Annotated in this window: 25 protein-coding genes; 1 reads left to right on the top strand and 24 read right to left on the bottom strand. The window is 48.1% G+C overall.

Going from position 1 to position 20,888, the window contains the following annotated elements; all coding sequences use genetic code 11:
* From HYR79_11215 to HYR79_11100, 24 genes are all read right to left on the bottom strand, one after another.
* Positions 1–464: universal stress protein (locus tag HYR79_11215; GenBank protein MBI1822268.1), on the bottom strand; the 464-nt coding region annotated here is incomplete at its 3' end.
* A 19-nt stretch (positions 465–483) separates the two neighbouring features.
* Positions 484–1,020 (bottom strand): cupin domain-containing protein, encoded by a 537-nt coding sequence (locus tag HYR79_11210; protein MBI1822267.1) that lies wholly within the window; start codon positions 1,018–1,020, stop codon positions 484–486.
* A gap of 298 nt (positions 1,021–1,318) precedes the next feature.
* Entirely contained in the window at positions 1,319–2,128 is an 810-nt protein-coding gene (locus tag HYR79_11205) for a hypothetical protein (GenBank protein ID MBI1822266.1), read from the bottom strand.
* A 249-nt stretch (positions 2,129–2,377) separates the two neighbouring features.
* Positions 2,378–2,809 (bottom strand): response regulator transcription factor, encoded by a 432-nt coding sequence (locus HYR79_11200; GenBank protein MBI1822265.1) that lies wholly within the window; start codon positions 2,807–2,809, stop codon positions 2,378–2,380.
* A gap of 397 nt (positions 2,810–3,206) precedes the next feature.
* Positions 3,207–4,256 (bottom strand): RnfABCDGE type electron transport complex subunit B, encoded by a 1,050-nt coding sequence (locus tag HYR79_11195; protein ID MBI1822264.1) that lies wholly within the window; start codon positions 4,254–4,256, stop codon positions 3,207–3,209.
* A gap of 48 nt (positions 4,257–4,304) precedes the next feature.
* The gene (rsxA, locus tag HYR79_11190) at positions 4,305–4,886 is read right to left on the bottom strand and encodes an electron transport complex subunit RsxA (protein ID MBI1822263.1); all 582 of its coding nucleotides are present in this window, start codon (positions 4,884–4,886) and stop codon (positions 4,305–4,307) included.
* 189 nt (positions 4,887–5,075) lie between these two features.
* A complete protein-coding gene (locus tag HYR79_11185) occupies positions 5,076–5,777 on the bottom strand; it encodes an electron transport complex subunit E (protein MBI1822262.1) in 702 nt (233 codons plus the stop codon).
* 126 nt (positions 5,778–5,903) lie between these two features.
* Entirely contained in the window at positions 5,904–6,521 is a 618-nt protein-coding gene (locus tag HYR79_11180) for an RnfABCDGE type electron transport complex subunit G (GenBank protein ID MBI1822261.1), read from the bottom strand.
* The gene (locus tag HYR79_11175; protein ID MBI1822260.1) at positions 6,490–7,473 is read right to left on the bottom strand and encodes an RnfABCDGE type electron transport complex subunit D; all 984 of its coding nucleotides are present in this window, start codon (positions 7,471–7,473) and stop codon (positions 6,490–6,492) included. Before HYR79_11175 ends, HYR79_11180 begins: the two co-directional genes overlap by 32 nt.
* A 144-nt stretch (positions 7,474–7,617) precedes the next feature.
* Positions 7,618–8,967, bottom strand: coding sequence for an electron transport complex subunit RsxC (rsxC, locus tag HYR79_11170; protein MBI1822259.1), 1,350 nt, complete (start codon positions 8,965–8,967; stop codon positions 7,618–7,620).
* On the bottom strand, positions 8,951–9,439 hold the full coding sequence (gene nrdR, locus HYR79_11165) for a transcriptional repressor NrdR (protein MBI1822258.1): 489 nt from the start codon (positions 9,437–9,439) through the stop codon (positions 8,951–8,953). The genes rsxC and nrdR overlap by 17 nt, the downstream gene beginning before the upstream one ends.
* A gap of 177 nt (positions 9,440–9,616) precedes the next feature.
* A complete protein-coding gene (locus HYR79_11160; protein ID MBI1822257.1) occupies positions 9,617–10,273 on the bottom strand; it encodes an NAD-binding protein in 657 nt (218 codons plus the stop codon).
* 232 nt (positions 10,274–10,505) lie between these two features.
* Complete coding sequence (locus HYR79_11155; protein MBI1822256.1) at positions 10,506–10,904, bottom strand: TrkA family potassium uptake protein; 399 nt, start codon at positions 10,902–10,904, stop codon at positions 10,506–10,508.
* A gap of 36 nt (positions 10,905–10,940) precedes the next feature.
* Positions 10,941–11,465 carry a universal stress protein gene (locus HYR79_11150; GenBank protein MBI1822255.1) on the bottom strand — a complete coding sequence of 175 codons (525 nt, stop codon included), beginning with the start codon at positions 11,463–11,465 and terminating at the stop codon, positions 10,941–10,943.
* Positions 11,466–11,509: 44 nt separating this feature from the next.
* Positions 11,510–11,758: a hypothetical protein gene (locus HYR79_11145; GenBank protein ID MBI1822254.1), complete on the bottom strand. Its 249-nt coding sequence runs from the start codon at positions 11,756–11,758 to the stop codon at positions 11,510–11,512.
* Positions 11,755–13,341, bottom strand: a complete 1,587-nt coding sequence (locus tag HYR79_11140; GenBank protein MBI1822253.1) for an APC family permease — start codon at positions 13,339–13,341, stop codon at positions 11,755–11,757. Before HYR79_11140 ends, HYR79_11145 begins: the two co-directional genes overlap by 4 nt.
* A 14-nt stretch (positions 13,342–13,355) precedes the next feature.
* Positions 13,356–14,594, bottom strand: coding sequence for a serine hydroxymethyltransferase (locus HYR79_11135; GenBank protein ID MBI1822252.1), 1,239 nt, complete (start codon positions 14,592–14,594; stop codon positions 13,356–13,358).
* Between the two features lie 220 nt (positions 14,595–14,814).
* Positions 14,815–15,273: a ribose 5-phosphate isomerase B gene (gene rpiB / locus HYR79_11130; protein ID MBI1822251.1), complete on the bottom strand. Its 459-nt coding sequence runs from the start codon at positions 15,271–15,273 to the stop codon at positions 14,815–14,817.
* A gap of 144 nt (positions 15,274–15,417) precedes the next feature.
* Positions 15,418–16,068: a fructose-6-phosphate aldolase gene (gene fsa, locus HYR79_11125; GenBank protein MBI1822250.1), complete on the bottom strand. Its 651-nt coding sequence runs from the start codon at positions 16,066–16,068 to the stop codon at positions 15,418–15,420.
* Between the two features lies 1 nt (position 16,069).
* Positions 16,070–17,347, bottom strand: a complete 1,278-nt coding sequence (locus tag HYR79_11120) for a (Fe-S)-binding protein (protein MBI1822249.1) — start codon at positions 17,345–17,347, stop codon at positions 16,070–16,072.
* 3 nt (positions 17,348–17,350) lie between these two features.
* Positions 17,351–17,599: a hypothetical protein gene (locus HYR79_11115; protein ID MBI1822248.1), complete on the bottom strand. Its 249-nt coding sequence runs from the start codon at positions 17,597–17,599 to the stop codon at positions 17,351–17,353.
* On the bottom strand, positions 17,596–18,222 hold the full coding sequence (locus HYR79_11110; GenBank protein MBI1822247.1) for a tetratricopeptide repeat protein: 627 nt from the start codon (positions 18,220–18,222) through the stop codon (positions 17,596–17,598). The genes HYR79_11115 and HYR79_11110 overlap by 4 nt, the downstream gene beginning before the upstream one ends.
* A 3-nt stretch (positions 18,223–18,225) precedes the next feature.
* Positions 18,226–18,825, bottom strand: coding sequence for a 4a-hydroxytetrahydrobiopterin dehydratase (locus tag HYR79_11105; protein ID MBI1822246.1), 600 nt, complete (start codon positions 18,823–18,825; stop codon positions 18,226–18,228).
* A gap of 161 nt (positions 18,826–18,986) precedes the next feature.
* Complete coding sequence (locus HYR79_11100) at positions 18,987–19,286, bottom strand: 2-nitropropane dioxygenase (protein ID MBI1822245.1); 300 nt, start codon at positions 19,284–19,286, stop codon at positions 18,987–18,989.
* A 476-nt stretch (positions 19,287–19,762) separates the two neighbouring features.
* On the opposite strand from HYR79_11100, the gene HYR79_11095 reads away from it, so the two are divergent.
* Positions 19,763–20,611, top strand: coding sequence for a hypothetical protein (locus tag HYR79_11095; protein ID MBI1822244.1), 849 nt, complete (start codon positions 19,763–19,765; stop codon positions 20,609–20,611).
* Positions 20,612–20,888: the final 277 nt, after the last annotated feature.

The following is a 20,888-nucleotide window of genomic DNA, read 5'->3' as shown; positions in this document are numbered from 1 at the left end:
GTCAATACCGGAATCGTCAACACCGGGCATTGAGCCCGCTGAATCACTCTCTCCGCCGTACTCCCGAGTAAGATATGAGCCAGGCCTGTCCGGCCATGAGTCCCCATGACCACCAGGTCCACCGCATACTCCTCAACCGCTTTGAGGATTTCAATGGAAGGAATCCCGCTAATGCAATAACCCTCGGCCTCGATTCCCCTTTCTTTTAACTTATTCGCCTGTTTCCTGGTCTTTTCAACCAATTCTTCCCTTAAATCAAATGGATAGGGGGGCTGTATCCAGGAAGTAACGAGTGGATAACCCGCTAATTCCATCACATGGAGAAGAAAGATTTCAGCTTTAAATACTTTGGCAATGGATCCGGCGCATTCCTCCGCTTTCCGGAAACATTCCGAAAAATCCGTTGGAACCAGTATCCTCTCTATTCCCAAATGGGAACCTGTTTCTTTTTTCGATTTAACCATTCTAACCTCTCAGCTTATTCTATTTTGCTCTCATTGCAGCCGGGTCGTCATAGATGGCCGCCCAGCCAGAGGGGTCCTTGAAGATGCGGATGCATTTGATCCTTCGCTCCGGTGTCAGGTCAAACCAGTGCCGGGTGTAGGCCGGAACCACCAGGAGGTCTCCGGCACTCACGGTGACATCGAAGATCAGGTCCGCCTTCCAAATGGTGAAGACGCCGCTCCCGTCCGCCACAAACCGCACCTCATCATCAACATGATGATGTTCCCGTCTGAACTTTCCCAGGATCGAATCGAGGTTTGGAGTCAAATCGGACAACATCACAATATCCTGCGTAATGTAACCCTGTCGGGACTTCAGACGGGCGATTTCCGGAGAGTAAAACTCAATGATTGCATGCTGTTCGTCAGGGCTGAGCCTGTAGGAGTCCTTCAGATGACCATTGATCCGCTCCACCCCCCAGAATTCATAGTTTACTCCCTGCTTTTTCAGGTAGGTTGAGACCGCCTTTTTCTCATGCAAGATTTCTCCACTCCGATGGATCCGGATCGTTGCCATCTCATCTTTCCTTTCATGATGGGGCCGCCCATTTATAAAAAAAACGGGGAACCCAGAAGAATTCCAAGGAAATTAACCCTTGATCTGCACATCAAGGGGGGAGGATTCCTAGAAATCAACTCTGAATTCCCCGTTGACCCTGCGCGGTGGGTCTCGGGCCCGCATATCGCCGGATTCGCGATCGGGAATTCACCACCGATCAACTGCCTCTAACGATCAGAACTGTAGGTCACGTCCGATACGCCGGTCACTACCTCTTTTTTCAGGTTGTTGTCCATCCAACAACACATCCTGAAGACTAAAGTTTATAGTTGATCCTCAGATTCGGAACACCGATCACCGTTGCCGATGCATTGGAGGGCTGCCCTGTCACAGAGACGCTGGTGCCAAGCAGCGCGGCAACGGCATCTATCGTCCAATTCCCGGCTGTAGCCCGCGCGCCAAGCGCGGGAGCCATAACGCCTATTTTAGTTCCGCCACCGATATCCACAGAGGTATAAAGAAGCTCTACCCCGACAATGAGATTGGATTTCAGGGGATAAAGAGCTGCCCCGGCGGCGTCAAGGTTTGTTGTATTATTCGCTACGCCCCCCGCCGTGTCCTGACCGTACCCAAGGTTTAAGTTCAAAATAAGAGGACCTGCCCAGGTATAGGCGGCTCCCACCCTTAACGAAGAACCGGAACTACTCGCTGACGCGGTATTGCTTAATGAGCTGGAACCATAACCGATCCAGTAGCCCAGCCCGGGGACAAGGCCTGCGCCTTTCAGGGTCAATCCAAGATTATTGGCGTTTGCCGCTGGCAGAGTTAGATCGCTCCTGAAACCGGGCAAGCGGCCGAGCCGGAGTTCAAGAGCTTGAGTTATCCCGATATTGACACTTGATAAACCCATACTTCCGATTGTGGCGCCGCCGCCTCCAACCGTTGTGTCACCTGTGCTCAGGACATTCAGTTTTTGACCGACCCAGTCGAGATCGACATTGATCTCATCCGCTCCGATGACCGATCCCAGTTCCTGAACGAGGGCCCGTGAGGGACCTGCCAGAGAAGGTGATGCAAATCCGAGTATCACCAGTGCAACTGTTAAAAGAGTTAAGAATTTCTTCATGATCATCTCCCATCTTTATTTGATGTTAAGGTTATTTTAGTTCGAAACTGACATTTTCCGGAATCGGTCACCAGATGCCACAAACCACGAACCCGGCGACATGAAATATAATCGAGATATGGAGGCTATGCTATCTTGAAATCGTGGGGGGAGACAATATGACAATTGCACTATTTTAGTTATGCAATTGCTATATGGGTGATTTCCCGATCACAAAATTGGTGATAAGAATTCAGAAGAAGGTTGTGTTTATTTAACGGAAAGAGTTTGAATGAGATTTTGCTGAAAGGCCAGGGCCACAGCCTCCACCTTGCTGTGCACCTGGAGTTTTTCAAGGATATGCTGAATGTGAAGACGCACCGTGGAATAACTGATGCAGAGCCTGTCAGCGATCTCCTTTGTCCCCAGGCATTGGGCCATCAGCCTGAGGATTTCAGTTTCACGCCGGGTGAGGACCGACATCTTTGTGGCCGAAGAAGCCTGGTCAGCCCCGGGGACGCGGCCCCTGACTTTCAAAACTTCCAACACCCTGGAAGCGACCTGCTCAACAAGGCCTTCGACTCTCTCCGGACCGGATACCGGCCGGAACTGGTGGATAATAATGGGAGCTTTCCGCCCCGGACCCGGAACCAACAGGATACTTACATTGAGCCATACCTGATGGCCAGCTTTTGTGGTCATCTGAATCGTATAGTTTTTAACCAGGCGCCCCTTTTTGGCCACACTCACCACTGAACATCCTTTAAAGCAGAAAGGATTGTCCGCCGAGTCTTTACCGGGAAGAACTTTATAACATAATTTTCCAAGCACCTCATCCGGTGTAAATCCCAGGACCTCCTGGGCCGCTTTGTTCCACAAGATGAACCGGCACTCGGAATCGATGGCAAACACCCCGTCCGCGGTGTTGGAAAGCAGTTTCAGCACGTCAGTCATGACCACTTTCTCCTTCAAGGTGAGAAGATGATACGACAAACGATCTTTCCTTTCAAGACAGAAAAAAGAGAAGAAGACCCCAAAAATAAAAAATGGGAACATTTCTGCTCCCCTTTTTTATTTTCATTTTTTCTTTCAGAAAAGATTATTTTCCGGTTTTAACCAGTTTGAGTTTTGGCGCGAGCTCCGCCATCACCATATCAAACCGCTCTTCCGTGACCATTTCCAGAGCTCCGGGAACCGGACAGATATCGGCGCAGATATAACATCCGATACATTTGTTCTTGTCGACGATATGGATCTGCTTCGACTCCCCTTCAATGGCGTCAACGGGACAGGCTTTTTTACACATTAAACAGCCGGTACAGCTCTCATAAATCACAGCTTTAGGCCGCAGGGCGATAAAATCTGAAATGGTATCGGTCGGACAACTGGGGATGCATAATCCGCAGTTGATACATTTGTCATAATGAATTTTTGCGAGATTGTTTTCCATGGTAATCGCTTCGTAGGGGCAGGTTTTGACACACTGGTCGCAGGCCACGCATCCCACGGTGCAATTTTTCTTGGTGGCGGAACCCTTATCCTGAGACGCACACGCGACAATCACCTTTTTACTTACCGGCCACATTTCAATCACATCTTTCGGACAGGCAATGGCACAAATGCCGCAACCGGTACAATAATCATCATTAATGATAGGAAGCATATTTTCGTCCATGGCGATGGCCCCGGGGAAGGGACAAACCGCTACGCAGGTTCCCAACCCGATACAGGCAAAGGAACAAGATTTGTCTCCTCCGGCAACCAGCGTTGCGGCCGTACAGTCATAAACTCCGTCATAGGTAAATTTCTTGGTGGTCTCCTCACACCCCCCTTTGCAGATGATCTTTGCGACTAACCGTTCTTCAGCGCCGGTATTATTCAGTTCAACACCCATGACCGCCGCAACGGCTTTTGCCGTCACCGCGCCGCCGACGGTGCATCCTGTGAGCGGGGCCTCCCCTGCCACAACCGCCGTTGCAAAGGGCTTACAGCCCGGGTACCCGCAGGCGCCGCACTGGGCATGAGGTAGAACATCGTCAATCTGCTCGATTTTCGGATCGCGCTGGACATGAAATTTTTTAGCGGCAAACCCCAGCCCATAGCTTGAGATAATTCCAATACTTCCCATCGTCAATAGTTCAATGATCATAGATTCAGTAAACTCCTACGTTGAATCGTTATTTAAATGGAATAAAATTTATTCTCTGATTAAGCCGGAAAATCCCATAAAGGCGAGCGCCAGAATCCCGGTGGTGATTAAAGAAATGGCCGCCCCCTGAAAAATACGCGGTATTTTTGCGAAAGCAAGGTTTTCTCTAATCATTGAAATAATCATTAAGGCAAGATAAAACCCTGCGGGAGCCCCGATCGCGTAAACCAGTGTTTCCCAGAAATTATATCCTTTATTCATAATTAAGAGAGGAACCGCCAGAACAGCACAATTTGTCGTGATTAAGGGAAGATAGATACCCAGAGACTGATAAAGCGCCGGCGTTGTTTTTTCCATAATGGTTTCAGATAACTGAACAAGGGCGGCGATGATTAAAATAAAGATAACCGTTCGAAGATAGGTAATATGAAGAGGGCTCAGGAGATATACGTCGACAAACCAGGCGATTAAGGATGCGACGGTAATCACAAACATGGTCGCCAACCCCATGCCAACGGAATTTTCTACCTTTTTCGTCACTCCTAAAAATGGGCATAATCCCAAGATTTTTGTTAAAACATAGTTGTTAACGACCAGGGTACTCATGAATAATAAGACTAACTCTGTCATAACCATTCTCCTTAACGTGATCCCTCGATAGGAGGCCAACTGACCTCTTCTCAACGTTCAGGGTTTTATTTATATTTGGGGTCTTCGCGAAATACACTCAATGCCATTGACTTAACCCCTTATGTACGCTGCTAAAGCACTCCCAAAACAAGCTCGGAGGCTCAGCACCGGCTAAGCCGGATGGCTTCGCTAGTGACACCCGACTTCTGTCGAAATTTTCTTATTTCCCATAATCCGGTTAAACAGACCGGTTAACAGCCCGAGGATAATAAAAGATCCCGCCGGAAGAATAAACACGATCATCGGAATATAGTGCTCTCCAAAAACGCTGACCCCCCAAACGGTTCCGTTGCCAAATACTTCCCTGATGGTCCCTAATACCGTAAGAGTCACAAGGTAACCCAGTCCCATGCCTAATCCGTCCATTAATGAACGGTCGACCGGATTGCGGGCGGCAAAAGCCTCAGAACGGGCGAGAATAATGCAGTTAGCCACAATGAGAGGAATAAAGATGCCCAACGCCTCGTAAAGGCCAGGGGTGTAAGCCGCCATCATTAAATCGGTCAGAGTGACGAACCCGGCAATAATGACAATAAAAGCAGGAATCCTCACTTTTGCAGGAATCACTTTTCTCAAGGCTGAAACCATGACATTCGATCCCGTCAGCACAAAGAGCCCGGCAAAACCCATTCCCAATCCATTTTGGGTCGATGTGGTCACCGCAAGCGTTGAACACATGCCAAGAATGAGTTTCAGAACCGGATTTTCTGACCAGAGTCCATTCATAAAATCAACCCAGAGATATTTATATTTCGCCAGGGAAAAACTGGGCACCTGAATACCGGGTTGGATATCGGTAATTTCTGCGGCTAATTTATTTATTTCTGCCATATCTCATCCCTCTCAAAAGCTGATTTCTATCATTTCTCAAATACCCTACTGAATTTGCCTTATTTTATCCTTAGTTATAAGGGTACCACTGCCATCCGTTTGAAGTCAAACCTCTAAATTCCTTTTTCAAGAGGATTTGGAGGCAACGGTTTCATATATCTTCAAGCCTTCTTTAACCGCTTTAACCATGGCTCTTGGAGAAATGGTCGCCCCTGAAAACTGGTCAATTCCTCCCCCGTCTTTTTTAACATCCAGGAAAGGGGTTCCTTTATCCGTCTTGGTTTCCAGCGATTTACCTTTAAACTCTGACCGCCAGCTCTCTTTTGAAATTTTATCGCCCAGGCCGGGGGTCTCTTTAGAGCTGATGATTTCAATTCCGGTGATCGATTTATCCGGAGCCACACCGAGCATAAACTCAATATCGCCGGAATAGCCGTCATGGGCTACGACAGAAAAGGCTGTCCCTACTAATTTTCCGTCTTTCTTGCCGTGGTAAAGGACGACTTTGAGGGGGTTTCCTCTTGAATCTTTCCCCTGATCGACTTCAACAAAGTCTTTATCGATTTCATTGTCTGTTGCCGGAAGAACCGATTTTAAGGACCGGATTTTTTTCTGCCGTTTTTGCTCGGCAATATTGTCTTTGGTAAAGGCGTAAACCCCGCCCAGAATAAAAGCCGCCCCCATACAGACAGCGGTTAACGCAATGACCAGTTTATTTATTCCCTGCACCTTTTTTTGCTCCATATAAATGGGGTTGAATATACCGATCGATCATCGGCGTCAGACTGTTCATCAGAAGAATCGCGAAGGAAACCCCTTCGGGATATCCCCCCCACATCCGGATAATGATGGTTAAGAGGCCGCACCCCGCCCCAAAGACGAGTTGTCCTTTAGGCGTATTCGGGCAGGTCACCATATCCGTCGCCATAAAAATCGCCCCGAGCATCAATCCCCCGGAGAGAACATGAAAAAGAGGGTTTGCATAATGAGCCGGATCAATGAGCCAGAAAATTCCGCTGAAAATGACAACGGTTCCAATCATCGACACGGGAATATGCCAGGTAATAAAATGTTTGTACAAAAGATAGAGCCCGCCCAGAATCAAAAGGAGATCCGAAGTTTCCCCCAGACTTCCCATGGTATTGCCGGTAAACATATTCCAGAACTGGTGGGTCTCCATATCCGGCACAGGTTTGTGAGAGAGCCGGGCAACCTGCACATCTCCAAGGGGGGTCGCGCCGGTCGTGACATCAACACCTGAAAAGAGGGGATGCAGGTTTTCCCAGGTTGTCATTTGAAGGGGAAAACCGATCAGCAAAACCACCCGTCCGACCAGGGCCGGATTAAAGGGATTGTAGCCCAATCCGCCGTAAATCTGTTTTCCGATCGCAATCGCAAAAAAAGAGCCGAAAGCCGTAACCCACCAGGGGCATCCCGGAGGAAGCGTCATCGCCAGCAGCAAAGCCGTTAAAATCGCGCTCCCGTCAAACACCGTCATTTTCTGCTTGATTAACTTTTGCATCGCGGCTTCGGTGCCCATCGCCACAACAATAGAAACCGCAATCACCTGGATGGCGCTCCATCCAAATAAATAAACCCCGGCCAGCGCCCCCGGAATAAGGGTGGCGATCACCGTGTACATAATCTTATTGATATTGGTCTCTGTGCGAATATGAGGCCAAATTCCGAGAACCATTTCTTTTTCAGCGGACTTTGGCTTCGTGGGCGCAGACACTGTCTTGGGTTCAGTCACCGGGGGAGTGATATCTTTTACATCTTCGGGCATGGGAATTAATCCATATCAGGTTTATTTAATTTCAGCTATTATCAAGAGCCCGGATTATGTCACCATGACCACTTTTTTCTTGGTCGACGCCATATCCATTTTAATGTGGCGAATTTGATGCACAATCGGTCTGCGGGAAGGGCAAACGTAAGAACAGCACCCGCATTCAATACAGGCAAGCGGATGAAATTTTTTTGCTTCAGCGAAATTTAAAACTTCAGCCGTGATCGAAAGCATATTGGGGAGAAGTCCCACCGGACAGACTTCTATACAGGCGGCACAACGAATACAGGCACGGCTTTCTTCAACCGAAACTTCTTCCTTGGGGAAAACAAGTATTCCGCCGGTTCCTTTCACAATCGGAACATCAAGCGTATATTGGGCTGGACCCATCATCGGACCTCCCATAATGACTTTGCCAGGCTCACCCGCGAACCCGCCGCAATAACTCAAGATATCCCGGACCAGGGTGCCGATTCTGACCCTCAGGTTTTTAGGCTGAGCAATTCCCCTCCCTGTTATGGTAATAATCCGGTCGATTAACGGCCTTCCATACCGAACGGCTTCGTAAATCGCGGCGGCGGTCCCCACGTTCTGAACCACAAGCCCCAAATCCATGGGAAGCCCGCCGTTTGGAACTTCAAGTCCCAGAATCGCCTGAATGAGTTGTTTTTCGCCCCCTTGCGGATATTTGGTTTCAAGTTCGACCACATGGGTTTCGACTAAACGGCTCCCCTCTTTTTTAACGGCCTGTTCCATGATCCTGAGCGCGTCTTTCTTATTGTCTTCAATGCCGATATAAGCTTTTTTAATACCCAGAATCCGGGTCAATATTTTCAACCCTTCGATCACGTCGTTAGGCTGTTCGACCATCAGACGGTGGTCAGCGGTTAAATAGGGCTCGCACTCCACACCGTTTAAAATAAGGGTATGCACGTTTTTGGTTTTTGGCGGATTTAATTTGACATGGGTGGGAAAAGCGGCGCCCCCCAGCCCGACAATTCCGGCCTTGTGAATGATTTTTTTAATCGTTTCTATATCTATATCAAGCGTGTCGGGGTGTTCTTCAAAACCGCCGATCCATTCATCCTTTTTGTCGGATTCAATCGTCATCGAAAGAATTTGATTTCCGCCGGGATGCGGAGAAGGGCCGATATTCGTTATTTTTCCGGAAAGAGAGGCGTGAATCGGAGCCGCGATGACACCGGTTGTTTCACCAATCAGTTCGCCTTTTTTGACCATCGCGCCGATAGTCATTAAAGGTTTGCACGGCGCACCGATATGCTGGCTAAGGGGGATGACGACTTTGTCCGGTAATGGAAGGGTTTCCGTTTTTCCTCCTTCGGTAAATTCTTTGCCGTAAAAAGGATGTATCCCCCCCGGAAATTTATTTCCTTTCATGATCATGGGGCTTCTCTCTTCTTTCCTCTTTTAATAAATCTTTAAGTTCATTCATAAATTCATTGATATCTTTAAATTCCCGGTAGACTGAAGCAAACCTGACGTAGGCGACAGGATCTAATTCATTCAACTTCCGCATCACTTCTTCACCGATGACATAGCTCGGAATTTCCGACTCGCCCATCTCCTGAATTTTCTTTTCGATCTGGGCGACGGCCTCTTCCATCGTGCTCACGCTGATCGGTCTTTTTTCACACGCTTTTTTGACTCCCTGCAGAATTTTATGACGATCGAATGGCTCCCTCCGGCCATCTTTTTTGATCACCATCGGAAAGTTTCCTTCAACGCGCTCATAAGTCGTAAACCGTCTCTCACAGGAGATACACTCCCTGCGCCTTCTGATCACGTCGCCCTCTTTGCTTAAGCGGGAATCAACAACCTTATCTTCGACGTGGGTACAGAAAGGACAGCGCACAAAAAACTCCTTATTTCTCCCAAAAAATTACTTGCGGGGGCTCAATATTATCAATCGTTCAAACGGGAAGTCAAGGGAGTTTTGGGCTGGAGGGTTAAACTTTTTTTTTAAAACCTGTTTTTTTCAGAGATGAAACTCCTGGCCCTTAAAATGTTTCAAAACTGAAATAGAAAACGCTTAAAGGAGGATGGATTTAATCCCTCCTTCTGCCCCTTTTTTAATCAAAGCCACCACTCGATCGCCGGCCTGTAATTCTGTTTCTCCTTTGGGGAGAATAACGTCTTCTTTTCTCAGAATTGAAATCAAAATTGCCCCTTCGGAGGGCTGGATATCTTTTAACTTCTTTCCGACAACCGGGGAGTTCGGAGAAAGTTCAAATTCAATAATCTCCACATTTCCACCTCTTAAAGTGAGCAGCGGGATGACCATATCTTCAGCCTGGACCTGTTCTTCAATCAAAGAATCAATAATTCGCGTCGAACTGACCGTCGCATCAATGCCTAATTTTGCGAAGACATCCTCATGGCGAGGGTCATGCAGCCTGGCAATGGTTCGCCGGCAATGAAAAATGGTTTTTGCGAGCTGGCAGATCACCAGATTATCTTCATCTTTCCCTGTCACCGCAACCAGGACATCCGCCCGATTGGCTCCCCCTTCTTTGAGCACCTGGACTCTTGATCCGGTCCCTTCCATCACCGATTCGCCAAAGACCTTCTTTAATTCCGGCAGCTTATTTCGGTCGTTTTCAATTAAAAGGACTTCGTGTTTCTGGGCAAGAAGCAACGTCCCTAAATTAAGGCCGACTTTTCCCGCGCCCACAATGATAATATACATATCCGCCTGACCTCATTCTTATTCAGGGGCCCGTACGCCCCGCCTTCGGCGGATGCTCCGATGGCCCCTGAACCCCGCGTTACGCTCGGTCTAACTACGACCATTCCTAAGTCCGTCTCGGTCTAACCACGACCATTCCACAATCCGTCTCGGTCTAACCACGACCATTCCACAATCCGTCTCGGTCTAACCACGACCATTCCACAATCCGTCACTGGCAGAGCCAGTGGCTTCACTTAATAATAAGGTTAATAATATTGGCCAACGCAAAATTTGTTGGACAAACCGTCTCGATCCCCAGCTTTTGATAAACCTCTGCCAGCGGAGGATCAAAAATACGGACGACAACCCGGCCGACGTTTCGTTTCAATTTGATAATCTGACCAATCATAATATTGACGTTGTCTTTGCCGGTCACAACAATCGCCACATCTGTTTTGTCTCCAAAGGCCTGTTCGAGGATTTCCTCATTAAAAATATTACCGGTCAATTTCCGGATCGAGCCGGGACTTTCCAGATTTCTGAATTTGGCTTCTACTTCGTCAACGATCGTCACCTGATGGCCTTCTTTTTCCAGGCTCATGGCAACGCTGGAGCCCAACCGGCCTGATCCTACAATTACGACTCTCATCTTGCATCCCTCTTTAATTCCATAACAATGTTTTCCCTAAACGACCTCTCCCGGGAGTTTATCAATAATGACTTCGCACGGGGAAAGGCGTAAAATTACGTCCGACGTGTGTCCCAACAGGTTCTCCGTTAAGCCGATATGGGAACGGATTCCAAGAACAATCATGTCGACATCTTTTTCTCTGGCAATCCTGGCAATTTCTTCTCCGGCGATCCTGGCCCGGTGGATCATTTTCTCGGTTTTAAGGCCATGAAGGACGACGATCGATTCCGCCCGGTCCAAAGACTCTTTTGCCTTTTGTTCAAGATCGGGCAAAGGGACCCCTAACGGCATCGTTCTGGGAACCTCCATAATATAGGTCAAAAAAATTTCCGCCGATTGTTTCTGACCCAGCCGGCATGCCAGCTCAACCCCCCTCTCGGAATAGGGAAAACCGCTCGTAGGAACCAGTATCTTTTTAACCGCAAATAAAGAGTGCCTTGCTTTTGCCGCCGCTTCTCCCACCTGTCTCGGAGGGTGGAGCATCCACCAGAGAAGAAAGCCCATTGAAGAGGAAAACATAAGGGCCAGCAGGGTTCCATATAGATGAGCGTGAATTTCCATAACTAATGACGAATTAAAAATTCCTTTTTCGAATCTCCATAAACCTTCCGAAAATAATCGATAAACAGTTTGATACGGTATAACCCGAAAGAAAGGAAGGATAAACCGATCACATAGCCAAGAGATGCGTCTTGTTTTCTTAATCGAACCAGGATTAAAAATCCAAAAAGGACAAAGCCCAGTGAGTGAATAAGTTGAACATAATCCCCCCACCTCCACTCTTTAAATAACGAAAGGACGACTCTCTTCATTTGGGTTTAACCCCCAAAAGCTTATCCCTTCCCGCCAGGGCGCTTTTATATTCTTCGACCAGCTCAAATTCCTCGGCTGAAGTTAACACCATGATCTGTTCTTTTTCCCAATCCCGCTCAACGCTCTTAAAGACAGGAAGCCCCATTTTTTTTCGATACCAGACATAATAGCCAAAACAAAGCAAAATCCAGGCCGGTCCGGCAATCCTGCCTATGGCATGGGTCAAAATCACTTCAAATAAAATTGAACCCACCCCGAGCATCCCGAAAAAAGCGAGCACCGGAATATAGACGGTCTTCCCCTTATAATTCCATTTCAAATTCAAGGGCATCCGATAGGGCCTCGGGCTGTAGGGGTCTGAAAATCTTAATTTAATCATCGCGATGAACACCATGGTATAGCCCAACGTCGCTCCAAACGCATACATATTTCCAAGGGTATCCATGGCGCTTGGCGAGAGGAAGGAAAGAAAGGTCTGTATTACCGCGACCATTGAAAAAACAAAAATGGTTCTGACCGGTGTATAATACCTGGGATGAACAGCGTCAAACCAACCTGAAATCAGTTTGAATTGGGACATGGAATAAGCCAGCCGTGAGGCCCCCATAATTCCCGCATTCGATGAAATAAAAAGGATAATAGCGCCCAGTAAGGCCGCGAGGATCCCGGCAACCGGGCCGATAATCGGAAGAGCTCCCGCAAGCACCGCGACGGGATTGTCCAAATGTTTGGCGAATTCCTGCCAGGGGAGCACGCCCAACCCCAAAATCGAAAGCGATAAAGCAAAGATAAAAACAGAAAAAACGAGGGTGATCGACGTCCGTGGAATAATCGTGGCCGGCCGGCGTGTTTCCTGAGCGGCCTGAGAAATCGATTCCAGCCCGACAAAAGAAATAATCGCCAGAGAAGAACCATACATAAAATTATGAAAAGAGGGAAATTGATGAACCCATTGATCGACCAGAAGATCAGGTTTCCAGGCAAACACAAAACCAATGATAACCAAAAGAGATTCCATGGCAATGGTCACCCCTCCCAAAACCTCATTTAATAAGGAGGATTCTCTGACGCCTTTAATATTTAATGCAATGAGAAGCCCGATAATGACAAGAGATTCTATACACCACAGGGGATTCACATGGTGAAAAGGACCGAGGTCCATCGCAAAATACTCGATCGAATGGCCAATCATTGAAGGAAGGAAAAAATTAATATATCCCGCGCTGGCAACCGCGAAGAGAGCAATATCAATCGTATAATCGAGCATCAACGCCGAACCGGCGATAAACCCCCAGAAATCCCCCAGGCCTCTTAAGCAATAATAAGGGCCTCCTCCGGACACCGGATATGCTGACGCAAGCTCTGTATAGGCCAATCCGATAAAAATGTAGACGATCCCGGCCAGGGCAAAAGCGAGCCCCGTTGCCCCCTGCACATAGGCCATTACCAAACCCAGGGCAACATAGCTGTCTGCTCCTACATCGGCAAAACCCCACATATAAGAGCCCCAGATGGTCACATTCCGGCGCAACTCCTGCTTGGGTTCACCGTTGGCGGTCGAGGCTGAAACGGAGTTATCCATTTAGAAAGATATCCTTAAACAAAAGGAGGAGGAAATTTTCTGCAAAGGGTTTTGACGTCTTTTTTCACGCTTTCAAAAACCTCAGGGCTGTCCAGGTTGCTCAGAACCGTGTCGATCATCCCCGCGATCAGATTCATTTCGCCGGCTTTCATTCCCCGGGTGGTCACCGAAGGCGTTCCGATTCTGACCCCGCTGGTAATGGAAGGGGGTTTGGTATCATAAGGAATCGCGTTCTTGTTCAGGGTAATCCCGGCCACATCCAGCGCAGCCTCAGCATCCTTGCCAGAATACGATTGGCTCCTCAAATCAACCAGCATCAAATGGGTGTCCGTTCCCCCTGAGATGACCGGATAACCTTTATTGACGAGCGCCCTGGCAAGCGTCCTGGCATTCACGACGACCTGCTTTTGATAATTCTTAAATTCTTTCGTCATCGCCTCTTTAAACGCAACCGCTTTCGCCGCGATCACATGCATGAGCGGCCCTCCCTGAAGACCGGGAAAAATTGCCTTGTCCAGCGCCTTCGCAAACCGTTCTTTACATAAGATCAGGCCGCCTCTGGGTCCCCTCAAAGTCTTATGGGTCGTCGAGGTTACAAAATCAGCCCATTCCACCGGGTTGGGGTGGATTCCCGCCGCGACGAGGCCGGCAAAGTGGGCCATATCCACAAGGAAAAGAGCGCCCACGCTGTCCGCGATCATTCTAAAGCGTTTAAAATCAATCACCCGGGAGTATGCGCTCCCGCCGGCAATGATTATTTTAGGACGGTAGGTCATGGCCAGCTCTTCAACCTCTTTGTAGTTAATGAGCCCGGTTTCTTTGTCAAGACCATAAGAAAACACTTTATAAAGATTTCCGGAAAAACTCACGGGACTCCCGTGCGTCAAATGTCCGCCATGAGCCAGGCTCATTCCTAAAATGGTATCCCCTGGTTTCAAGACCGAAAAGTAAACCGCCATATTGGCCTGTGACCCGGAATGGGGTTGAACGTTCACATGTTCCGCTTTAAAAATCTCTTTGGCACGGTTAATGGCAAGCTGTTCGGCAATATCGACAAATTCACAGCCGCCGTAGTATCGTCTTCCAGGATATCCTTCCGCGTATTTGTTCGTCAGAACCGACCCCTGGGCTTCCATCACGCTTTTGCTTGCGTAATTCTCCGAGGCAATTAAAACAATTTTTTCTTTTTCCCGTTTCTTTTCGGATTCTATAGCCTGAAAGATTTCAGGGTCGATCTGCTTTAATGAAGACATGATTACCTCTCATTCATATTCAGGAGGATCTTTTATAGGGGCTCACGTCGCCCCCTCAACCGGCAAAGCCGGATTGAGCCTCCCCCTCTCGCTCGCGTTGCTCGCTGGGCGTTCCGCACCGGCTAAGCCGGTTGCTTCACTTTTTATATTCAGGGGCCTTCAAGAAATTCACTCGCAATGCCCCCGAACCCCGCGTTCCGCACCGGCTAAGCCGGTTGCTTCACTTATAGAGTTTTTTTTCTAAAGCTTCAATTTTGTCCAAACGCCTTTGATGTCTCCCTCCCTCAAATTCGGTGTCGAGCCATGCTGACAAAATTTCAGGAATTCGCTGAGGGTTTAACACTCTTTCTCCAAGAATCAGGACGTTTGCGTTATTATGCCGCCTGCTAAGTTTGGCGGTCTCTACATCGTGAACGAGCGCCGCACGGACCCCGGGGAATTTGTTGGCGACGATGGACATGCCGATTCCGGAACCGCAGATCAAGACGCCCCGGTCCGCTTTCCCCTCCGAAACCGCCTCTGCGACTTTCATCGCAGGATCGGGATAATCACACGATTCTTTGGAGCGGGTTCCGACATCTTCCACCTCAACCTTTTGATCCTTTAACTGATTGATGACACTCTGCTTAAAATCAAACCCGGCGTGATCTGATCCAATGATGACCTTAGAAATTTTCATCTCTTACGGAACCTCTACCCCGTTTTTAATTAAGTCGGGATGGTAGCTTATGTGGGTTTGAGGAGTCAAGCCCAAAACTGTTAACAATTCGGACAAATAAACGGTTTCGGGTTTCAAATGGATGACCTCCCCCGCTGTTTCCAGCTATTGTTTTTGGGGGTTTTTTTCCCAGTCCGTCAGGAATTTTTTCAAACCGGAGTCCGTCAGCGGATGTTTCGTTAACTGCATGATCACCTGATAGGGAATCGTCGCCACATGGGCTCCCATCATCGCCGCGTCAATAATATGGACGGGATTTCTCACACTGGCCACCAGGACTTCCGTCCTGTAAACATAATTATTGAAGATCGTCACAATTTGCTGAATGAGATCCATCCCGACATGTCCGATATCGTCCAACCTCCCGACAAAAGGGCTGACGTACGCCGCTCCCGCCTTGGCGGCCAAAAGAGCCTGAATGGGAGAAAAAATAAGCGTTACATTGACGGCAATCCCATCCTGACTTAATTTTTTAATCGCCTTTAATCCGTCCGGGGTCATCGGAATTTTAACAACGACGTTGGGGTGGATCTTCGCCAGACCACGGCCCTCTTTCACCATCTCCTCCGAATCGAGACTGACGACTTCGGCGCTGATTGGACCATCCACGATGGAACAAATTTCCTGAATGACTTCCTTCAGGTTTCTTCCCTCTTTGGCAACTAACGAGGGATTTGTCGTTACCCCGTCGATTACGCCTAAATCGTTAGCCTCCCTGATTTCCTTCACGTTGGCCGAATCAATAAAAAACTTCATTTTAAACCCCTTTCATTTTAATATTCCGGATGGATTCCGCCAGAATCTGCACCGTATGTTTGACCTCAATTCGTTTTCCCGCCTGTGACAACGCGTCCCCAATGTGAGATGAGCAGCCCGGACATCCCGTCGCCACCATTTCCGCTCCGCTTTCATCGATTCGCGTGACCTTTTCTTCCGCCACTTTCATCGAAAGATCATAATGTTTCAAAGAGAAAATCCCCCCGAATCCACAGCAGCGGTCCGCGTCCGCCATCTCTTTAAATTGTATTCCCGGGATTGCCTGCAAAATGTTTCTAGGGGGTTCAGAAATCCCCAACCCTCTTTTTAAATGACAGGGATCATGAAACGTGACCAAACGGGACAGAACCCCCAGCCCTTCTTTGTAATTGACTCTCTGTTCAAGGTATTCATGGATATCCCAAACTTTTTCACCAAAGCGACCGGTTTTTTCATGGTCATCCCCCAAAAGTTTCGGATATTCTTTTTTAAAAGTATACGCACAGGAAGCGCATGCGGTAATCATGGCTTCGACTTCCAGGTTTTCAAGCATTTCGATATTCTTCAAAGCCAGTTTTTTTGCGGTTTCCGTTTCTCCCATCGAAATCAGCGGAATTCCGCAACAAAGCTGGGCCGGAGGAAGAATGGTTTCAATCCCGTAATGGCGTAAAACATCCACGGTCGATTTGCCGATTTCAGTATCTGAAAAATTAATCACACATCCCGGGAAAAAGACGATCCGCCTTTTGACCGGGGCAGATTTCAATTGTTTTTTAAACCAACGATAAAAGGGAACCGGCGCAATTGGAGGGAGATGACGTTTTTTTCCGTTTCGTACGAAAGGGAGCCATTTACCCATAAAAGACCCGGCGGAAATACGCTCATAAAAAACTCTTCTTAAAAAATCCAAAACTTTTAAGACCGGATAGAGGGGCCATCCCCAATGAACTCCCGTTGCAATCCATCGATTGAAAAATCCCATTCCCTTAAAAAAGGCGACCTTTTCCTTTGCCGCATTGAAAAGGGTGTCGAGTTCAACGCCTCTGGGGCAGGCGGCGACACACGCTTTGCAATCAATGCAGGAGGTCATCTTGTCGGTAAATCCGGGGGTCACCTCCATTTGATTTAGAATAAAACGGCCGGCCAACTGGACCCTCCCGCGGGGGCCGTAAGACTCAATTAACTCTGCGTCAAAGGTCGGACAAACCGCAAGACAGGCTCCGCAGCGGATACAGGTCTCATATTCCTCGATAAGATGCTTTAGATTAGAAAGCGGCATTGATCATTTCCCGGCCTGGGCTAAAAACTTCTCTTCACACGCTCGACTGCAAAAGTACCGGTCTCGCCCTTTAAATTTCAGGAATTTAGCCCGCTCTTTCGGAACATACACCCGGCACACCTCGTCTAAAACCATATCAGACCCTTTTTCAATCGCATCTTTTGGAAACTTTCTTTTAAAAAGCGAGAGAAAAAACGTCATTAAGATAAAAACAAAAACGAAAATCCATCCAAGGACCAATATCAATCTCATTTTTCTGACAGGGCTCCCGTCGACTTGAGTTGATTGATTTTTTCCGCCAACCCCCTGGCCAGTTCATGTTTCGGATGAGTTTCAAGGAGTTGCTGCCACGCCTCAATCGCTCCCTCCTTGTCCCCCGAATCATTCAATAAAATCACCCCGAGGTTAAAGAGCGCGGGAGGATGTCCTGGAGTCAAGGCAAGAACAGTCCGAAGCTCCGCCACGGCCTGATCAGGTTGTTTCAGGTTTCTAAAGCAGGTCGCAAGGTCGGTCCGGACAGACGGATTTTTCGGATCAATGGAAAGGGCCTGAAGATAGAGGGCCTTTGCTTTTTCAAACCGTTTAATATCAAAATTAGAATTCCCAAGAAAAATAAGAGCTTCAAGGTCTTTGGGATTTTCTTTCAGCCGGTCTTTATAAACATTAATTTGTCCCATGACTCCGGTCCCGGGATGATTGGGTTCCGAAATTGCGCCGTCTGAATCGGAAGAGTTTGGAAAGTCTGGAGAAGAAGAGGAAGTAATATTTTCAGCGGAAGGATGTTTCTCACATGCCGGCAGTCCGATAAAAAGAACGAGCGCTGACCATCCTAAAAGATGGGTCCTTGAACTTTTAAAATGACGAAAAAAAAACATCCTTTAGCGGTTCCGAATTCCCTGGCCCTGATCAAACTTCTCAACCACCTCTGAAACCTGTCTTGCCAGGTTAATGTCCGAGACGGTCACTCCGCTGGATAAGCGGCTGGTAATAACAATCATCACGCTTTCTCTGGTGATCACCAGATCAGGAAGATGCCCGGCGCCGATCCCGACAGCGGCAACGCGGTTTGCAAACTCAACCGCCGTCTTAAAAGAATCAATCTTTATAATTCGTTGAAGGGCCCGATGTGAAAAATTCCACGCTGAAAGTCCGGGTTTTAATTCGTCGATTTCTTCCTGACTTAGAGGCGGATCCTGTTCAAAGATGATCTCCTCGTAGGCCCGGTCAATTTTCGCGGCGATCTCTCTTTGGGCCGGAGAAATCGCGTCCCCTTCAGCGTGAAAAATAACCCAGAGGCCATCCTTATCGATCACTAAATCGGGAGGAAACCCTTCTTTAGATGAACGCCCGATTTTGTTCATAAAAGCAACCGCGGCCCGATAAGACCCCTTAAAAAACTGTTTTCGGAATCCGTCATCAATTAAATTCCAGGATTCGAGCCCTTCCATATTTTTCACCTTCTGTTCCGGTATTTTCACTGAAATCCTCCTATCTGAGGGGCTCGCGTCGCCCCCTTGATTAAGGGCATCTGTCCGCTGTGGAACCGCTCCCAAAGCCAGCTCGGATGCTCCACGCTCGCTTCCGCTCGCTGGGTGGATACCCGCCGGCTTGCGGCGAGCCGGCGGCCCGCTCCTAGAAATCAATCAAGATCGATCGGACGAACTGGTTTTAAATCTTCATTCTTATCCAGACGCTTCATCGACTCTTTGAACTTCTCTTCTAAAATCCTCGATCGGTCTTTTAAGGCCTTGCTTTCATTTTGAATTTTTTCTTCAACGGCTTTCTTCTGCAGGTCGAGATTCCTGATCATATCACTCATGGTCGGCAGGGTCTTTTCGCTTTTCCTGGCCTCGTGCCATAGGACCGTCCCTGACGCACCGTCAATGATAAGCCTCGCCTGACAACAGGGGCACTGAATTTCAAATTTATTTTCAGTCATGGCGATTCGATCAATTCAGGGGCCTGCTCGCTTCGCTCCCATTGCCCCCGAACCCCGCGTTCCGCACCGGCCAAGCCGGTTGCTTCACTCTTTTAGTTTAAAGGCGTTCATGATTTTTGATTAAACCTAATAATGTTTAGTATAAAGAATACCGTATTCAAATGCAATCTCCTCTTTAAGATCTCCTCTTTAAGATAAAGGTAATCCTTCAGTCAACGGTTCTCAAGCGCCTGGAACGCCATTTCTTCCAACGCCGATGAATTTATCCTCATCTCTATATCTTTATATTAAGAAGGTGGGATAAACAAAATTCATCGAAGTCTCCATTCATGGCATACCAGGCGCTTTCGTCAATGCCACCGTTCACTGAAGGATTACAAAACAAGACATTTTTGTTTTGACAAAACAAAATACTATGGTATCGTAAAAACCGTTTTAGACAAACCATTCATTAATAACAATAAGGGGATTTTGGAATGAAAAAATCAAGCATCATGTTTCTGTTCATATTTTTCGTATCGCTTACCTTTACCGCCTATTCCGTTTTTGCCGCAACGACGGCAAAACGCGCCTCAAGCGGTAATATGACCTCTATGAACGGTCCCACCCGCACCATTACCCAGGAGATGGGCGGAGTGATTAAAGAAGATGACGTCAATGTCGACCTGACGGCCCTGGATGGAACGGGCTACTATCAGCCAGGCGGCACCCAGGCCTACATTCCCACCGTCCAAATTAATATGGGGATCTGGGGAGGCGAACTCCGCGTCGGAGGGGGATACGGAACCGAAAAAATCCGTTCCACCGGAAGCCTCGGCTATAAACTCGTGCTGGGTCCCGGTGCGGGATATGGAAGGGTGAATTTTAATCGTGTCTCTCCCTCGGCAAATCCTCCTCAAACAAAAACGGGAGACGTTGATTTAACCCTCGGATATGCCTTTTCCCAGGACCTCAAGAGCCTCATCGTCAATTTAAATGGAGAGCTGACGATTGACTCTGACTACTCCGATACCGGGACAGTCAGCAATAATCAGTCGACCACCGATTTTAAATTAAACGGCGCCATTCTTCTTCCCCTTATCCCTAAACTGACCTTCGTCGGGGAACTTGGATTTGACACGAACAATAATCCGAATAAACTATCCAATGGAAATTCGGCTTCCGCAATCGTGATTGGTTTGGGGGCCAGACTCAATCCGAACAGCAAGGTCACGGTAGATGGAATGATCTTGAGCTATGCTTCTCTTTCCGGCAGCGGACGGCCTTACGACTCCATTTCCGGATTCGGGACCCCGGTTGTCCTGCGGGCTAATTACCAATTCTAATCCTGAGCCGTCGGGAAAGAGCCATCTGCCACTAAGCTTGCTCCGCCGGGCGATCCCGCAGCGAAGCTGGTTTTTTCAGGTCCCTGGCCCTTTCTCAACGGCCAGAAATAGCGATCTCTTGTTTTCTTTCTTTTCTGCCTTTTGACAAACCTGCTCCCGGATCCTCCCGGCGCGCTTCAAAGAGTTCCTGATCGATAAACTCACCGGTTAGTCTGTCTTGCCGGCGCCCGCTTTTTTTTATTTTTTACCATTGACGACCAAAATCTGCTATTTTAGG

The sequence above is a fragment of the Nitrospirota bacterium genome, from assembly GCA_016178585.1.
In the GTDB taxonomy this organism is placed as follows: Bacteria; Nitrospirota; Nitrospiria; order JACQBW01; family JACQBW01; genus JACOTA01.
Note: the sequence above shows the minus strand (reverse complement) of the source record. Positions and strands in the feature narration are given on the sequence as shown.

Excerpts from the sequence above, each read along its gene's own strand:
- HYR79_11200 (MBI1822265.1), bottom strand. The coding sequence starts at position 2,809 with ATGACCACAAAAGCTGGCCATCAGGTATGGCTCAATGTAAGTATCCTG.
- HYR79_11175 (MBI1822260.1), bottom strand. The coding sequence starts at position 7,473 with ATGGTTCTCGGAATTTGGCCTCATATTCGCACAGAGACCAATATCAAT.
- HYR79_11145 (MBI1822254.1), bottom strand. The coding sequence starts at position 11,758 with ATGAAGAGAGTCGTCCTTTCGTTATTTAAAGAGTGGAGGTGGGGGGAT.
- HYR79_11160 (MBI1822257.1), bottom strand. The coding sequence starts at position 10,273 with ATGTATATTATCATTGTGGGCGCGGGAAAAGTCGGCCTTAATTTAGGG.
- HYR79_11185 (MBI1822262.1), bottom strand. The coding sequence starts at position 5,777 with ATGGCAGAAATAAATAAATTAGCCGCAGAAATTACCGATATCCAACCC.
- HYR79_11100 (MBI1822245.1), bottom strand. The coding sequence starts at position 19,286 with ATGACTGAAAATAAATTTGAAATTCAGTGCCCCTGTTGTCAGGCGAGG.
- HYR79_11135 (MBI1822252.1), bottom strand. The coding sequence starts at position 14,594 with ATGTCTTCATTAAAGCAGATCGACCCTGAAATCTTTCAGGCTATAGAA.
- HYR79_11150 (MBI1822255.1), bottom strand. The coding sequence starts at position 11,465 with ATGTTTTCCTCTTCAATGGGCTTTCTTCTCTGGTGGATGCTCCACCCT.
- HYR79_11120 (MBI1822249.1), bottom strand. The coding sequence starts at position 17,347 with ATGCCGCTTTCTAATCTAAAGCATCTTATCGAGGAATATGAGACCTGT.
- HYR79_11115 (MBI1822248.1), bottom strand. The coding sequence starts at position 17,599 with ATGAGATTGATATTGGTCCTTGGATGGATTTTCGTTTTTGTTTTTATC.
- HYR79_11095 (MBI1822244.1), top strand. The coding sequence starts at position 19,763 with ATGAAAAAATCAAGCATCATGTTTCTGTTCATATTTTTCGTATCGCTT.
- HYR79_11110 (MBI1822247.1), bottom strand. The coding sequence starts at position 18,222 with ATGTTTTTTTTTCGTCATTTTAAAAGTTCAAGGACCCATCTTTTAGGA.
- HYR79_11210 (MBI1822267.1), bottom strand. The coding sequence starts at position 1,020 with ATGGCAACGATCCGGATCCATCGGAGTGGAGAAATCTTGCATGAGAAA.
- HYR79_11140 (MBI1822253.1), bottom strand. The coding sequence starts at position 13,341 with ATGGATAACTCCGTTTCAGCCTCGACCGCCAACGGTGAACCCAAGCAG.
- rsxA (MBI1822263.1), bottom strand. The coding sequence starts at position 4,886 with ATGACAGAGTTAGTCTTATTATTCATGAGTACCCTGGTCGTTAACAAC.
- HYR79_11195 (MBI1822264.1), bottom strand. The coding sequence starts at position 4,256 with ATGATCATTGAACTATTGACGATGGGAAGTATTGGAATTATCTCAAGC.
- HYR79_11155 (MBI1822256.1), bottom strand. The coding sequence starts at position 10,904 with ATGAGAGTCGTAATTGTAGGATCAGGCCGGTTGGGCTCCAGCGTTGCC.
- HYR79_11180 (MBI1822261.1), bottom strand. The coding sequence starts at position 6,521 with ATGGAGCAAAAAAAGGTGCAGGGAATAAATAAACTGGTCATTGCGTTA.
- HYR79_11205 (MBI1822266.1), bottom strand. The coding sequence starts at position 2,128 with ATGAAGAAATTCTTAACTCTTTTAACAGTTGCACTGGTGATACTCGGA.
- fsa (MBI1822250.1), bottom strand. The coding sequence starts at position 16,068 with ATGAAGTTTTTTATTGATTCGGCCAACGTGAAGGAAATCAGGGAGGCT.
- rpiB (MBI1822251.1), bottom strand. The coding sequence starts at position 15,273 with ATGAAAATTTCTAAGGTCATCATTGGATCAGATCACGCCGGGTTTGAT.